General features: G+C 51.6%; 15 protein-coding genes. 13 read left to right on the top strand and 2 right to left on the bottom strand.

What is annotated here, in order from left to right; all coding sequences use genetic code 11:
- Nucleotides 1–103 precede the first annotated feature (103 nt).
- The 13 genes from QMG93_RS27610 (at nt 104) to QMG93_RS27550 (ending at nt 12,926) form a co-directional block, all read left to right on the top strand.
- Nucleotides 104–934, top strand: a complete 831-nt coding sequence (locus tag QMG93_RS27610) for a sulfite exporter TauE/SafE family protein (RefSeq protein ID WP_281942418.1) — start codon at nt 104–106, stop codon at nt 932–934.
- Entirely contained in the window at nt 931–1,305 is a 375-nt protein-coding gene (locus QMG93_RS27605; protein WP_281942283.1) for a DUF1634 domain-containing protein, read from the top strand. Before QMG93_RS27610 ends, QMG93_RS27605 begins: the two co-directional genes overlap by 4 nt.
- Nucleotides 1,306–1,456: 151 nt before the next feature.
- Nucleotides 1,457–2,575 (top strand): FtsW/RodA/SpoVE family cell cycle protein, encoded by a 1,119-nt coding sequence (locus QMG93_RS27600; protein WP_281942281.1) that lies wholly within the window; start codon nt 1,457–1,459, stop codon nt 2,573–2,575.
- Between the two features lie 138 nt (nt 2,576–2,713).
- A complete protein-coding gene (locus QMG93_RS27595) occupies nt 2,714–3,403 on the top strand; it encodes a response regulator transcription factor (RefSeq protein WP_281942416.1) in 690 nt (229 codons plus the stop codon).
- Nucleotides 3,400–5,223 carry a sensor histidine kinase gene (locus QMG93_RS27590; RefSeq protein WP_281942279.1) on the top strand — a complete coding sequence of 608 codons (1,824 nt, stop codon included), beginning with the start codon at nt 3,400–3,402 and terminating at the stop codon, nt 5,221–5,223. The genes QMG93_RS27595 and QMG93_RS27590 overlap by 4 nt, the downstream gene beginning before the upstream one ends.
- A gap of 129 nt (nt 5,224–5,352) precedes the next feature.
- Nucleotides 5,353–6,135, top strand: a complete 783-nt coding sequence (locus QMG93_RS27585; protein WP_413789347.1) for a polysaccharide deacetylase family protein — start codon at nt 5,353–5,355, stop codon at nt 6,133–6,135.
- A gap of 24 nt (nt 6,136–6,159) precedes the next feature.
- Nucleotides 6,160–6,828 carry a GDSL-type esterase/lipase family protein gene (locus tag QMG93_RS27580; RefSeq protein WP_281942277.1) on the top strand — a complete coding sequence of 223 codons (669 nt, stop codon included), beginning with the start codon at nt 6,160–6,162 and terminating at the stop codon, nt 6,826–6,828.
- 27 nt (nt 6,829–6,855) lie between these two features.
- Entirely contained in the window at nt 6,856–8,262 is a 1,407-nt protein-coding gene (locus QMG93_RS27575; RefSeq protein ID WP_281942275.1) for an MBOAT family O-acyltransferase, read from the top strand.
- A gap of 14 nt (nt 8,263–8,276) precedes the next feature.
- Complete coding sequence (locus QMG93_RS27570) at nt 8,277–9,428, top strand: DHHW family protein (RefSeq protein ID WP_281942412.1); 1,152 nt, start codon at nt 8,277–8,279, stop codon at nt 9,426–9,428.
- A 24-nt stretch (nt 9,429–9,452) separates the two neighbouring features.
- A complete protein-coding gene (locus QMG93_RS27565) occupies nt 9,453–9,962 on the top strand; it encodes a DUF4358 domain-containing protein (protein WP_281942272.1) in 510 nt (169 codons plus the stop codon).
- A gap of 98 nt (nt 9,963–10,060) precedes the next feature.
- The gene (locus QMG93_RS27560; protein WP_281942270.1) at nt 10,061–10,789 is read left to right on the top strand and encodes a hypothetical protein; all 729 of its coding nucleotides are present in this window, start codon (nt 10,061–10,063) and stop codon (nt 10,787–10,789) included.
- 161 nt (nt 10,790–10,950) lie between these two features.
- On the top strand, nt 10,951–12,138 hold the full coding sequence (locus tag QMG93_RS27555) for a 2OG-Fe(II) oxygenase (RefSeq protein WP_281942268.1): 1,188 nt from the start codon (nt 10,951–10,953) through the stop codon (nt 12,136–12,138).
- A gap of 155 nt (nt 12,139–12,293) precedes the next feature.
- On the top strand, nt 12,294–12,926 hold the full coding sequence (locus QMG93_RS27550) for a GNAT family N-acetyltransferase (protein WP_281942266.1): 633 nt from the start codon (nt 12,294–12,296) through the stop codon (nt 12,924–12,926).
- A gap of 132 nt (nt 12,927–13,058) precedes the next feature.
- On the opposite strand, the gene QMG93_RS27545 is transcribed toward QMG93_RS27550, so the two are convergent.
- Complete coding sequence (locus QMG93_RS27545) at nt 13,059–13,562, bottom strand: fascin domain-containing protein (RefSeq protein ID WP_281942264.1); 504 nt, start codon at nt 13,560–13,562, stop codon at nt 13,059–13,061.
- 290 nt (nt 13,563–13,852) lie between these two features.
- Nucleotides 13,853–14,335, bottom strand: coding sequence for a nitroreductase (locus tag QMG93_RS27540; RefSeq protein ID WP_281942262.1), 483 nt, complete (start codon nt 14,333–14,335; stop codon nt 13,853–13,855).
- Between the last annotated feature and the right edge of the window lie 588 nt (nt 14,336–14,923).

Genomic DNA, 14,923 nt, shown 5'->3' with positions numbered 1-14,923 from the left:
TATACAATGTAAAGTTAAAACGTACATATATTGATCGAAAGTAAATTATGTAGTATACATATGTATGTGGGTAACACGAAGGGAGTGGGAAATTTTGACGATCATGGCAGCGGAAATTTTATTGATTTCCATCTTGGCGGGCATTGTCGGTTCCGTCCTCGGGCTTGGAGGAGGCATCGTCGTGACGCCGGCGCTGACGCTTCTGTTCGGCGTGGACATTCGGCTTGCCATCGGCGCAAGCATCATATCCGTTATCGCGACTTCGAGCGGAGCGGCGATTGCTTACATCAAAGACCGGATCACCAATGTCAGAGTCGGCATGTTTTTGGAGATCGCGACGACGATCGGGGCGATTACGGGGGCGTTCCTGGGCGGTCTGATGTCGCCTGCGATCCTGTATGTCATTTTCGGGCTGCTGCTGCTGTATTCCGCATTGGCGATGCTGAAGAAAGGGAAGAGCGAGCTGCCCCAGGACGTTCCGCTGCATCCGTTAGCCCGGAAGCTCAAGTTGCAAGGCGCGTACTATGACAAGGCGTTGAACGAAAACGTCTCTTATCACGTCGACAATGTGTACGGCGGCTTCGGAGTCATGTACGGAGCGGGCGTCGTATCCGGCTTGCTGGGGATCGGCAGCGGCAGCTTTAAAGTGATGGCGATGGACGTGTTTATGAAGCTCCCGCTCAAAGTATCCAGCGCGACGAGCAATTTTATGATGGGCGTAACCGGGGCGGCCAGTGCCGGTGTGTATTTGTTCAGGGGGGACATTGACCCGGGGATCGCCGCTCCCGTCGCTTTGGGCGTATTGATCGGAGCGACGGCCGGGGCCAGAATCATGCAGCGGATGAAAAGCACGACGATTCGCAAATGGTTCATTCCCGTCCTGACGTACGTTGCCGTACAAATGATCCTGCAAGGAACGGGGGTTATCGCATGAGCCAGGGGGATGGGCGTCAAGAGAGCGGTCGTTCGATCGTGGAGCTGAGGATCAGCCAATATTTGCGGGCGGGAGTGCTTCTGAGCGCGGCCGTCATTTTGTTGGGACTGGCACTCTTCCTGATTCTGGGGGACAGCGGATATCCGGGGCGGACGTTTCCGGCCCGTCTGCCGGAAATCGGGCAAGGCCTGCTGCAGCTTAAACCGTACGCCGTCATTTTGACGGGCCTGCTGATGCTCATCCTGACGCCGGTATTTCGGGTAGGGGTTTCGATCCTCGTCTTTTTGAAGGAAAAAGATTATTTATACGCGGGTATCAGCCTGCTTGTTTTTCTCATTCTGATCGTCAGCTTTTTACTCGGCAAGGCATAAGCGCCTGAAAGCTTCGATTCTCCTCGGGATATTCTAAAAAAGCTTGGAGTACGTTTTGCTACTTTTTGCCATGGTAATCGTCTTTATAGTGCAGGGTTTTATGGCGAAAATGATTGTGCAAATTCCAAGGATCGAAGGTCGAGGTATCCGTATGATATTTTTAGATAAGCTGAAAAAAATAGACCGCGGCATCGTCGTGCTTATGTTGTGCTTGATGGCCGCCGGCACAGTGGCGGTTTACCGGGCCACTGCAGGGACTAAACTGGATGGACTGCATATCAGTAGCCTGATGTATTTCGGCGTCTTTTGCGTTCCGATGCTGTTGGTGACGGTGCTCAATTACCGATTGCTCACCGGCAAGCTGGCCTATTATTTGTATGCCTTCGGCATCGGCATGCTGGCTTACGTCCATTTGAAAGGGCAGGTCGTGAACGGCGCGGCCCGGTGGTTAAGCATCGGCTCCGTGGAAATTCAACCCTCCGAGCCGGTGAAACTGTTTACGATTTTGCTTGCTGCGCATTTGCTGCAAAAGCGGCAGGGAGAGAAGCTGCGCTTCGTTCAGGATCTCCTTCCCGTCTGTGCCGTTTTTGCGGTACCGATCTTATTTATTTTAAAGCAGCCCGATTTGGGGACGGCTCTCGTGTTCGTCGGCATCTTTTTCGGGATGCTGTGGACGGGCAACATCCGATTGTCGTATATGCTGACCGCCGTTGGCGCTGCCGGGATTGTGGTAGGGTCAGTGCTGTGGCTGTATTATGCCGATCATGAACTGCTGTCGAAGATCGTCAAGCCGCACCAGATGGCGAGAATCCAGACGTTCCTGGAACCGGGAAGCGATCCCCAGAAGTCGTGGCATTATGAACAAGCGCGGATCGCCATCGGTTCGGGCCAACTGCATGGAAATAACGGTCTGTACCAGCAGCAGGGGTTTGTCCCGTACGCCTACTCCGATTCGATCTTTGCGGTTGTCGGTGAAAAGTACGGATTTTTGGGCGCGACGATTTTGCTCATGCTGTATTTTTTGCTGGTATACCGGATGGTCGGCATTATTGTGGAGACGAAGGAATTAGCGGGCTCCTACCTCGTTGCGGGAATGGCGGCCATGCTTGTTTTTCAGATTTACGTGAATATCGGGATGCATATCGGATTGGTGCCGTTGACCGGGATCTCTCTGCCGTTCATCAGCTACGGAGGAAGTTCGCTGCTCACCAATATGGTTGCGCTCGGCCTTGTTTTAAGCGTCAAAATTCATCAGGGTCCGTTCGAATGAGGCGTTCTTGATCTAATTTGTACCTGATCTGCACCGGATCTGCATTTTATCTTCACTTTTTCCTATTATTCTTTCTTGAAGCGGAGTCTGGAGGGGAATAGAATGATAGGGACAACGACGGAAACGGGAGAGCTATCCATGCACAGAACGATATTAATTGTAGAAGACGAACCTATTTTACGCGAAATTATGAAAGATTATTTCATCAATGAAGGATATGAAGTGCTGGAAGCGGGGGACGGGAAAGAAGCGCTGTCGCTCTTTCAGGAACGCGAAGTGCATTTGATTATTTTGGATATCATGCTGCCAGAGCTGGACGGCTGGTCTGTGTGCATGCGCATCCGTAAGAGCTCAAACGTTCCTATTATTATGCTGACGGCCCGGGTGGATGAGGACGATACGCTGCTCGGATTTGAACTGGGCGCGGATGACTATGTGGCCAAACCGTACAGCCCTCCCATTTTATTGGCAAGAGCGAAGCGGCTGCTGGACAGCAGGGTAGTTCGCGAGCCTGCGGACGACATAAGCGATAGGTTAGAAAGCGGTAACGGCATTGCAGTGCATTTTCCCTCCCGCACCGTGACGGTAGACGGAACGAACTGCAATTTGACGCACACCGAATTTGAAATACTAACGTATTTAATGAAAAATAAAGGGATCGTCATTACAAGAGAACAGCTCATTACCAAAATTTGGGGATATGACTTCGTAGGCGACGAACGCACCGTCAATAGCCATATCCGCAATCTGCGCCACAAATTAGGGAACAAGTCCAAATGCATCAGCACGGTTGTCCGTTCTGGCTATAAATTCGAGGATCACGCATGAAGATCGGCATCGTATCTAAGCTGTTTTTGCTGACGACCGCTTTATGCGTGCTTATTCTGACGATCATTTTTGGCGGACAAGCCCTGTTTTTTAAACAATTTTATGTCTATCAAAAAGAGGAGGACGTAAAGACAGCCCTTCAAGCTTATAAACAGGACTACCTGAAAAATGCCGGAGACGCACAGGCCATGGTGAGGCTTGAGCAAGATTTCTATCGAAAGCACAGCACCTGGATCACGGCATTGGACGCCATGGGCAATTTGATATATACGGACGATTTTTACATGGAGGTCCGCTTGGAGCGCTCTACCGACACACCCGTCCTTTCCGGCAAAACGATGACCATCCCGCTGTACAGTGTCATGAATGTGGAGGAGTTCAGTAAAGACATTCCGTTTCTTGAACCATTTATTAAAGAGGGGCAGCCGATTGCTATGGAAGGCATCATTTGGAAAAATCGGTTGTTTCCGCAGCGGATGGGGCCAAAGGCATCCAATCTGAGAGAAGAAAACCAACTGGAAAATCAGCAGCTGGTGAAGAAGGAGTATGAAGTCGTCTCCCGGTTCGAGGATGCGAACAAATATCGTGAAAAGTATCCCACCGATCTTGTCACCGGAACGATTACCAAAGTCGAGACACCGGAAGGGACGGGAATTTCGCGCTATACGAACCATTTGTTTTTGGAACGGATCAAAGCATTTCAAGCGGATCTTCTATACGGAGACTATGACGGCGATTCGAATCCGAATCGGATCATGAATTATGAAGAAAACCATGTGAATTACAAAATATTCGTGGACCGTATCGAAGATCCGGCAGGGAATCCCACATACATTTTCGCGATGACGTCACTGCAGCCTGTAGATGAGGCCGCGGGGGTGATGCAGGATTACTACGTGTATATCATTATCGCCACACTGCTGCTCGTGCTGCTGGCATCGTTCTATTATTCCCGCGGGATTGCCCGTCCTTTACTGCGCATTAACCATACGACGAGAAAGATTGCGGAGCTGGACTTTTCCGAAAAAATTCCGATCACAACCAAGGATGAGATCGGGGACCTGTCGCGCAATATTAACGAGCTTTCCGACCGGCTGCATTCCTACATCGAACAGCTGCAGCAGGATATCGAGAAAGAAAAGCAGCTGGAGCATACGAGGAAAGAATTTATTTCCGGCGTATCGCACGAATTGAAGACGCCGCTTAGCGTAATCCAAAGCTGTCTGTCGATTCTGAGGGACGGAGTGGCAAGCCACAAGCGAGACCACTATTTCGCCGCCATGGAGAACGAAGTGAAGAAGATGGACCTGCTGATCGTCGATATGCTCGATCTGGCAAAATACGAATCGGGGACGTATAAGATGAAGATGGATTCGTTTGCGATCGATGCCGTCATCGGGCAGGTATGCGAGAAGTTAGCCATCGAATTCGAGCAAAAGCAATTGCAGCTGCACCTCCGGTTGTCACCGGTTGTCGTGGTTGCCAATCAGCATCGGATCGAACAGGTGATCGTCAATTTCTTGACCAACGCCATTCGGCATACGCCGGAACGAGAATCCATTTACGTCTCGACCGTCGAAGAGCGCGATACGGTGATGATCCGTATTGAAAATAAAGGGGCTTCCATCCCGGACGAGCATCTGGAAAAAATCTGGGACCGGTTTTACCGCGCCGAGCCTTCCCGTCATCGTTCCACGGGAGGAACCGGGTTGGGGCTTGCGATTTGCAAAAAAATATTGGAGCTGCATGGGGTATCTTATGGCGTGACCAATACGGCGGACGGCGTGCTGTTCTTTTTCCGTCTGAATAAGAAAGTGTAGAACTTCGGTTCTGCACTTTTTTTTTGCATGACCGCAGAACTCTTTATTCTTTAACTCATCTGAATGCGATCTGCATTTCATCTTCATCTTACTCTATTAATCTATCTACAGAGAGAGGAGATGGATGGAGTGGGAAGCAGGAAAAGAGCAAGAAGATGGGGCGTCATACTGGCTGCCGCAGGGTTGTTGTATTTCGGGCTGTCGGAGTTGCCGGTCTTTCCTGAAAAGGAGGTCCCGAAATCCGATAGAGTGCCTGTAGCTGCGAGAGCGTCAGCAGCGGCTGCCGATGACCCGCAGAAAGGGAAAGTCGTCTACTTGACGTTTGACGACGGGCCGAGCGAGTGGACGGGGGAGTTTCTGGACGTCCTGAAGCGGAACAACATCAAAGCGACCTTCTTTATGCAGGGGAGCAATTTAAAACGCGCCAATTTGCAGGATCAAGTGAGGCGGACCGTACGGGAAGGGCACTACGTCGGCGCTCACAGCATGACGCACCAATATAAGAAGCTGTACGAAGAGAAGCAATTCGTGCCGGAGATGAAGCAAACGTTGTCGCTCATCCACCAGATCACGGGCGAGAATCCGCATTTGGTGCGCCCGCCGTACGGCTCGGCGCCGGGTTTAAACGATAAGCGCCTCCGCGATCAAATTGTGAAAGCGGAAATCAAGGTGTGGGACTGGACTATTGATTCGAACGATTGGAACCTCAAAAACCGCCCGAGCGAAATTGTCGGCAACATCAAGAAGCAGACGAAGGCAGATCTGGAAGTCGTACTCATGCACGAAAAGCCGCAAACGCTGCAAGTGCTGCAGGAAGTTATCGATTTTTATAAGCAAAAGGGCTACAAGTTCGCGGTCTATGACGAAACGAAGCATTTTCACCTGAATTTCATGAAGGATCATCGTTTGTAAAATCACAAAGGAGTGGGAATCGAAATGGGAAATAAAATGACAGGAATCGTGTTGGCAGGAGCTATCGCATTAACGTTGGCGGCCTGCGGAAATCAAGAACGGGAGCAGGGTCTGGCCGCTGTGACCCGTGAGAAGGAAGCGGCTGCTGCGACCGCCGAAGCTTCTTCGTATAAATCGATGTTTAGCTCAAGCGTCTTTCTCGGGGATTCGATTACGGAAGGGCTGTCGTTCCACGGAGTACTGGATGACAAAAACGTGATGGGCAAAGCGGGGGCAACCGCGATGTTCGCCTTGGAGGATGTGGACGACTTGGCCGGACGAAACCCGAAAAATGTCTTCATCCAATTAGGGTCGGACGACCTCTTGTGGCCTACGGACAATCCCAAGCAATTTTCGCTGACGAACTATGCGAAGCTGATCGGGAAAATCAAGGAAAAGCTGCCGAAAGCCAAAATCACGATTTTATCGGTCACTCCAGTGACGGCGGAAGCGGAGAAGAGCGAGCCCCGCTATAAAAACATTGCGGATTATAATCAAGGCCTGAAGGAGCTTGCTGCCAAGGAAAAGGTGGACTACACTGATGTATCTCCAATTTTTACGGCTCGTCCGGACCTGCACGATACGGACGGCATCCATATGAAGGCTGAATATTATACACAGCTGCTGAAGCTTTTGCAGGATCAAGTGAAATAGAAGCTTCCGGCAAGGAGTGAACGGGCATTGGTATTCAGCAGTCTGATCTTTCTATTCTTGTTTCTGCCTTTGACGCTTGTCGTTTATTATGTGTCGCCTGCCGGACTTCGCAATGCCGTGCTGCTCTTCGTCAGTCTGGTGTTTTATGCCTGGGGAGAGCCGGTTTATATCGTCATCATGGTCTTTTCAACGCTGTTCGACTATGCGAACGGGCTGCTGATCGATAAGTACAGAAGCCGCCAAAGCATCGTCAGAACGATATTCATCGGCTCCATCGTCGTCAACTTGGGTATTCTCGGCTTATTCAAATATTACGGCTTCCTCGTGGACAATCTCAATCAGCTGTTCGGCTTGTCGATTCAGGCGACGGCGCTCCCGCTTCCGGTCGGCATCTCGTTCTATACGTTTCAGACGATGTCTTATGTGGTGGACGTGTACCGGAACAAAATCCCGACGCAGCGCAACCTGCTGTCGTTCGGCGCCTATATTACGATGTTCCCGCAGCTTGTTGCGGGTCCGATCGTCAAGTACGGCGATATAGCGCATCAGCTCACGGACCGGAGCGTGACGTTGGACCGGTTCGGCGAAGGGGCGGCGCTGTTCATCCGGGGGCTTGCCAAAAAAGTGCTTCTGGCCAACAACATCGGGCTGCTGTGGGCAAGTGTGAAAGCGACGCCCGCGGACGAGCTGACCGTGGCTTCCGCCTGGCTCGGCATCATCGCTTTCACGTTTCAAATTTATTTCGATTTCAGTGGCTATTCGGATATGGCGCGCGGCCTCGGTAAAATGTTCGGGTTTGATTTTATGGAAAACTTCAACTATCCGTATATTTCCAGAAGTGTCACGGAGTTTTGGCGCAGGTGGCACATTTCGTTAGGCTCTTGGTTTCGGGAGTATGTATATATTCCGCTTGGCGGCAATCGGATGGGGACGCTGATCCAATTCCGCAATTTGCTGGTCGTATGGTTTTTAACCGGATTATGGCATGGGGCGAGCTGGAATTTCGTCGTCTGGGGCTTATATTTCGGGTTCTTCGTCACGGCCGAAAAGCTATTCTTGTTAAGATGGCTGCAAGGTAAACCTCGCATGGTCGGGCATGCGTATACACTGGTGATCGTGATAATCGGCTGGGTGTTTTTCGAATTCGAGAAGCTGTCGTCAGCCGCCGCATATATCGGAACGATGTTCGGCTTCGGGGCGCACGGCCTCGTGGACAACCGCACATGGTACGAGCTGTCGGCGAATCTCCTCCTGTTGATCGTATTGGCTTTATGCTCGACTCCGTTTCCGAGTAAAGCTCTCGCTTGGCTTACTGAAAGGTTCCAAAGGACCGGCGTTATCGCCGTTCCTGCGGTGTATTTCGTCTTGCTGTTTCTGTCAACGGCTTATTTGGTCAATGCCACCTACAACCCTTTCCTCTATTTTAGATTTTGAAGAGGGTGATTCTTATTAATAAGTACGCTAAACGATCGCAATCGATTAACATCGCTATGCTGCTCTTGTTATTTCTCGGAGGCGTGCTGATGGTAAATTTGTTCAAGCCGAGCAAATCGTTCTCCGAAGCGGAAAACCGAAGCTTGGAGCAGCTTCCGCCGCTTTCGTTGCACAGCCTCGTTTCGGGAAAATTTACTTCCGGCTTTGAAAAGTATATCTCCGATCAATTTATGGCCAGAGATTTCTGGATCGGCGTCAAATCCGATGCGGACCGGGCGATGGGAAAGAAGGAGAGCAACGGGGTTTACCTCGGGAAGGACGGCTATCTCATTCAAAAGTTTACCCCGCCTGCAGACGGCGATATGGAAATGAAAGTAAATGCGATCCATTCGCTCGCGAAGGCTGCGCCCGGACTGCGTACGTTCGTCATGCTCGTACCTACCGCCGCCAGCGTGCTTGCGGATAAGCTTCCGGACTACGCTCCGGCCGGCGAGGAGCTGGCGTATCTCGATCAAGTGGGGCGGTCGCTCCACCGGGATATCCGCTTCGTCGACGTATATCCCGCGCTTCGTGCGCAGCAGGAACGGTCCGTTTACTATAAAACCGATCACCATTGGACGACAAGAGGCGCATTCTACGCCTATCAGGAGCTAAGCAAGCGGATGGGGCTAACCCCGAAGAAGGAAGAGGATTTTACAATCCGCACAGTGACGGACGAGTTCTATGGCTCGCTGTATTCGAAGAGCGGCTTCCGACATGTCGAGCCCGACAGCATCGAGCTTTATATGCCGAAGGCGGGCGGGAGCTGTACCGTAGAGTACGTCGAAGAGGGGCGAACCTCGGATTCCATGTATGCGATGGACAATCTCGGCAAAAAGGACAAGTACACGGTATTTTTCGATGGCAACCATTCGTTAATCCGGATAACGACGGGCCTTCGCAACGGAACGAAATTGCTGGTGATCAAGGATTCGTATGCCAACAGCCTGATTCCTTTTCTAACGCCGCATTTCAGCGAAATTTATGTCGTCGATCCGAGGTATTACGAGAAGGACTTGAAGGCACTCATTCAAGAGCGTCATATCCGCGACGTGCTGCTGCTGTATAACGCGAATACGTTTTTTGAAGATCCGTCGTTGAATCAACTGGCAGAGCCGACGGAATGACCGAAGAGGAGGGGGGGGAGAACGATGTTAAGATTATTTACAAAAGTGAACGGGAAGCGTTTGATTCTGCTGTTGGCGATTACGGTCGTTTTCGCCGCCGTTATGACAGGATGCTCCGGCAAACCGGAGGGGGAGCGCAGCGAGGTGACGATCGGCGAACTGGCACAACGCTTGAAGCAAGCGGTGAAGCTGGAGGAGCTGAAGCAGCGGGACAAGGAAACGCTCCAGCGGCTGTATCGTCTCGGCGACGACGAAGTTGAGGACTTCGTTCTGTATACGGCCGTATCGAATGTGAAAGCGGACGAAGTGGCTGTCATTCAAGCGAAGGATGCGGCCCAAGCGGAACGCGTCAAGCAAATCGTATCGAAAAGGATCGATGCGCAGACGGCGAAATTTAAAGACTACCGCCCGGAGGAGTACGGCTTAATCCAAAAGCATGTCTTGAAGCGAGAAGGCCGCTTTGTGCTATTCGCGGTCTCGAAGGACGCCGATCGTATCGAGCAAGTTTTCGACGAGGTTCTTCGACGGAAGTGACCGCGCTGCCGGCGGCAAGATATATATTTGTCGCAGGGCGATTACCGTTACTTGTATCATGTATGCACATACAATGAATTAGTGAAGGGGGAGACGCGATGTCAGAAACAGGATTTACGGGCCCGACAGGGTTAACGGGACTGACTGGCCCGACGGGTCCGACAGGCCCAACAGGCCCGACGGGACCTGTTGGACCGCCAGGACCTGCGGGAGGCCCTCCGGGTCCTGCGGGTCCTGCTGGAGCGCCCGGACCGGCAGGAGCCCCCGGACCGGCAGGCCCTCCGGGCTCGATTGGTCCGACAGGTCCGACAGGCCTGACGGGACCGACAGGAATGACAGGTCCGACGGGCCCCACTGGCCCGACTGGGCCGACAGGACCTGCGCTAACCGTTCTGGGCACCAAAGAGGAGTCATCAACAGCATTCACTGTAGGAACTGAAAACACGATTATAAGTCAGGGTGGCGTCGATATCGTAGGTACGGCAAATCAAGTTAAAGTAGACGTTGCCCTGCAGGCCAACATTTTCTCGGGGGCCGAGACGATCTTCGCCATTACCCTCAGACTATACAGGGACCGAGGCATAATGGGATCGGAATTACTGCTAGCAACGGCATCATTCAACGGTACTGTACGGACGATCGGACAGCCTATTTTTGCGATATCGACCGCCCAGGAACTGAGGGGATTGTCCGTTGTCGATGCTTCCGTACCGCCCGGAATTCATACCTATACGCTGACCGCTCAAGCCAGCCTGTCTGCCGGTGGTCCGATTATCAATTTCACCGTTAATTATAGAGAAATCGACGTTGTCGTAGGTTCTGCTTAACTTTCTGTCAACCTTGCCCTTCGGTAGAGCATCCTTCTGGCGGGCAAGTTTTTTTGTTTATGTGTCTTCTCATTCGTCCACACGGCACGTACCGGCTTTTAATATGATATGAAGGATGATACTTATCCGCATGCATCTTAAACCACTGGAGGAGAGAAACGGTGAGGGAACCTTCGGTCGTCTTTCATGAAGAGCCGCTTGTGGCCAGCTATGGGCAAGCCGTATCCGGGCCGGAATGCAGGCAACTGATCGAATTGGCCAGACATCACTTGGAGCCAGCCAAGGTTATCGGGGAAAAGGAAGTCGTTGCTTCCGAATTCCGAAAATCGGAATTTGCTTGGTTTCACCATGATTCGTATCCGCTCGTACGGGAAGTGTCCCAACGGCTCGCTGCCCTTGTGGGGCAGCCTCTTCATTACGCGGAAAGCCTGCAAATTGCGAGATACGGGGTTGGCGGCAAGTTCGGCGCGCATTTCGATACGTATGATCTGAATACGGTAGCCGGTAAAAAGTTCTACGACGATGGGGGCCAGCGTCTTTACACGGCACTCCTGTATTTAAATACCGTCGATGCCGGAGGGGAAACTTATTTTCCGGAGCTGAATCTGGACATTGCGCCTTCGGAAGGCACTTTAATCGTGTTCGAGACCTGCAAGCGAGGCACCAACGAGAGCCACCCGCTCTCTTTACACGGCTCCCGCGAGCTAAGAGAAGGGGAGAAGTGGATCGCGACCTTGTGGTTTCGGGAGCGGCCGCAGTACGAGCCTCGTCAGGCGGCTTCCGATCCGCAAGAGACAGCTCCGTCCGTTTCGGCAATGCTGCCCCCTGCGAAGACGGATCGACAAATGGAAGCCAGGAAGCTGCAAGAGGTTGTAGCCGACCGGAAACAGGAGCAGTCCCGCCCGGGCGAGCCGCCTAAGCTACAGGCCAAAGTCACAGCGATGGGAAGCTCCGGGAAGCGGGAAATCCAAATGCGCGGCTTCCAGGTTACAACGGACGTCATAGCCGAAGCCGGGGAACCGTACAGTATTGGGCCCGGTCCGGCGGAGATGATGCTCGGCGCGCTGGGCAGCGGGATCGTCCAAGTCGCTTTGTCGCTTGCCGCTGCCAGAGGAATTACGCTGCAATACCTGGACGTGGAAGTCACGGGTGAGCTGAGCACGGATGACGCTTGGACTCCCGCGGCTCTTCGTAACATTTCTTACAAGCTTAGCGTTCTGTCGCCGCACTCGACCGACGAGATTATGAGGCTGCATAAAGCGGTTGAGAGGTCTTGTCCCAGCTTGCATTTATTGACCGATCCGCAGCCGGTTAGCGGAAGCTTCGCTCATATCAAAACAAACGGTTAGCAGCCCCGAAACTATCATGGATGCTCATGATAGTTTTTTATTTTAAAATAAACTTGACACCTGCGGAAAACGAGGTAAATGATGGATAAGGGGGAAGAATACTCTAACCCGGAGGGCTGTAAATCCCTCTGATCTGAACGATAGGAGTGGAATTCATGGAGCATCCCAAGCTTTATCACTCCAAGACTTTGCAACGACGAAATCATACGTTTGTGGTGGAAGGGCCTGTTTCGGCGGAACGGCTGCAAGGCTTGCGCATGCACCCGGAGCTGAAAGGATTTCGCAGGCCCGAGGAGCAGCATGAAGCGCTTATGGGCATCGCGGCACTGCCCGAGGGCAGGATTGTTGTGGCGCGCAATGAGGCCACGATCGTCGGCTATGTCACGTTTCATTATCCGGACGAAAGCGAGCCGTGGTCGGCGGGGAAGATGGACGATCTGCTCGAATTCGGAGCAATCGAGGTAGCGGCCTCGTACCGTTCGCTTGGGTTGGGCAAGGAGATGCTTCAGCTTGCTTTTGCCGGGGGTCAGATGGAGCACGCCATTGTGTTTGCCACTGAATATTACGGGTATTGGGATTTGGCGAACAGCAAGCTCGACGTCTGGGAGTACCGCAAAATGACGGAGCGGCTGATGCAATGCATCGATATGGTTTGGTATGCAACCGACGACCCGGAGATCTGCTCCCATCCGGCCAACTGTCTGTTGGTCCGCGTCGGCAAGCATGTGCCTTTGTCGTCCATAGAGCAATTCGACCGCATCCGGTTCCGGCAGCCGTTTATGTATTAACGTTTCACCAGTAAAATTCCCGAACCGAAGATCTCTAACTTTTCTGCTGAAAAAGGCGCCAATGCGGTCGCGTTCACGACATCTTGGCGCCTTTCTTTATTTAATCGTCGTCCCTGCGGTCAAGGATGCGATTTATTGCCAGTTTTTCACTTTGAATGTTTCGAATTTGGACGGCACGGCAACGTTAACGACAACTTTTCCGCCGCCGCCGTTCACGGCGCTGACATATTTGCCGTTGCTTAAAGCTTTGGCCTGAATCGCTTTTTCTTGAGGCGTGTTGACGACATAAGTGATGGTTACTTTTTCAGTCGTGCCGATCGAAGCGGCGGTCGCCACTACGGTGCCGTCAGCCTTGAAGGAAACAAATTTGCCGTTGGTGCGGGATTTTAAAGCGAAATACTGCGCGTCCACCGGAATCAGATCAAATTTGCCCGCTTGGTCTGCCGAGCTTGCGTTGGCCGTTACGCTGCCGTCTCCATTAACTTTAATCCACGATCCATTGGCCGACTGGAAGCTGACGACAGGCGCCGCAGCGGCTTGATCGGCGGACGGGGCCGCGCTAGCGGCGAGCGAGAAGGAAAACGCCATAACGATAGCGAACAGGAAAAGCGGAACTTTTTTCAATAAGATGTTCATATGATATCTCTCCTTTTGATTCTTTTTTATTCGTTTTATTGACTTCTTCGCGCTTAGTGCCGTGCTCTTGGAGTTAAGGGTAAAAACCCGTCGTCCTCAGACGATCCTTGCGCGGGACAATCCGTGCCACCTCATTCACCTCCTTTTGATGTAAATTATTACAATATATGTTATTAAAGATAATAGTTAGAACTGTGAAATGAAAAAGATTGCCAACCCCCTGGCATGAAAGGCCGGAGGTGCGGCAATCTTTATGAAATGGGAGCCGATCATGTCCGCGGAGGCGCTTGTCAGATCAGCGTGCGAATGCACGCTACGATGATACACAAGACACCGTATACCAAAGTCCCTTTCAGAAAAGCAATAAAATGAAACCGGTAATTTTTATAGTCCTTCATACCTTGTGTTCCCGGAATAACTAAAAAATCCGGTGTAATTAAGCAAAAGATAAGCCAATCAAGAACGACCAGATCCACCAGGCTGACGATGGTAAATACGAGAAACGGATGCAAAAAAGTGTGAATAAAGCTGATCTCATCGTAGTACAGCGTGGAGATAAACGGTGCGATGACGAGCAGAGTGGCAAACGGCGTTCCGATCGCTTTGGACAGCTTCGTTTCTTTGGGAGTTTTCGGGGGGACGGAGAGTCGGATGCTTTGGGGATAATCGTTTAACAGCAGCCGCGGATTATAAACCAGCATTCCCAAAATAACGAAGCAAAAAAATACGGACAGCAGCATTCCTTCGATGAAAATCTGCGCAAAATTCAGCATAAGTGCCTACCTCCTGTGACACGTGCACGAAGCCCGTCGTTCTGTAGCCATCGTATTACTTGGGGCAGCGGATTATTCCTGCGGAGTGCAACTTAAGAAAACCGGGAGAAGAAACACGCTTTTCAGAAAAAGTTTCCCTAGGTAAAGATCATTGTGTATATAAAAAATTGTTTTTATCATGTAAACTTGAGAGGTACCCAACCATTGGAAAAAGAGGTTGTCGAAAGGAGATTGTCGAATGGAACAATTCGTGTCTTCCTGGTGGAACGTTGTCAACTGGGAAGAGATCAACCGCCGATATAACGAAGTGATTCGTTAAATTGTGGTTTTGGCCGGGGAGGTGAGTCTCTCCACGCTCATCTATATGCAGGATAAGAAGATGCATACGGAGCCGTTGCCTAAAGACAATTTCCTGCATATGGAGCTTCGCATCGATCCCCGTCATTTTCGGTGAAACGCTGCTTCCCGAGCTTTCCCGCCTATCAGATAACGGGTTCTACTGCCGACAAACGGCCGATGCTCCGCAGGCTTCGCTCATCGTGGAGCGAATGAGGCAGTGCCCCAAAACAAGCAGCCAGCCTCTATGGA

The organism is Paenibacillus tyrphae, from assembly GCF_027925525.1.
Lineage (GTDB): Bacteria > Bacillota > Bacilli > Paenibacillales > NBRC-103111 > Paenibacillus_G > Paenibacillus_G tyrfis_B.
Note: the sequence above shows the minus strand (reverse complement) of the source record. Positions and strands in the feature narration are given on the sequence as shown.

Excerpts from the sequence above, each read along its gene's own strand:
- QMG93_RS27545 (WP_281942264.1), bottom strand. The coding sequence starts at position 13,562 with ATGAACATCTTATTGAAAAAAGTTCCGCTTTTCCTGTTCGCTATCGTT.
- QMG93_RS27560 (WP_281942270.1), top strand. The coding sequence starts at position 10,061 with ATGTCAGAAACAGGATTTACGGGCCCGACAGGGTTAACGGGACTGACT.
- QMG93_RS27595 (WP_281942416.1), top strand. The coding sequence starts at position 2,714 with ATGCACAGAACGATATTAATTGTAGAAGACGAACCTATTTTACGCGAA.
- QMG93_RS27565 (WP_281942272.1), top strand. The coding sequence starts at position 9,453 with ATGTTAAGATTATTTACAAAAGTGAACGGGAAGCGTTTGATTCTGCTG.
- QMG93_RS27540 (WP_281942262.1), bottom strand. The coding sequence starts at position 14,335 with ATGCTGAATTTTGCGCAGATTTTCATCGAAGGAATGCTGCTGTCCGTA.
- QMG93_RS27610 (WP_281942418.1), top strand. The coding sequence starts at position 104 with ATGGCAGCGGAAATTTTATTGATTTCCATCTTGGCGGGCATTGTCGGT.
- QMG93_RS27580 (WP_281942277.1), top strand. The coding sequence starts at position 6,160 with ATGGGAAATAAAATGACAGGAATCGTGTTGGCAGGAGCTATCGCATTA.
- QMG93_RS27600 (WP_281942281.1), top strand. The coding sequence starts at position 1,457 with ATGATATTTTTAGATAAGCTGAAAAAAATAGACCGCGGCATCGTCGTG.
- QMG93_RS27590 (WP_281942279.1), top strand. The coding sequence starts at position 3,400 with ATGAAGATCGGCATCGTATCTAAGCTGTTTTTGCTGACGACCGCTTTA.
- QMG93_RS27605 (WP_281942283.1), top strand. The coding sequence starts at position 931 with ATGAGCCAGGGGGATGGGCGTCAAGAGAGCGGTCGTTCGATCGTGGAG.
- QMG93_RS27550 (WP_281942266.1), top strand. The coding sequence starts at position 12,294 with ATGGAGCATCCCAAGCTTTATCACTCCAAGACTTTGCAACGACGAAAT.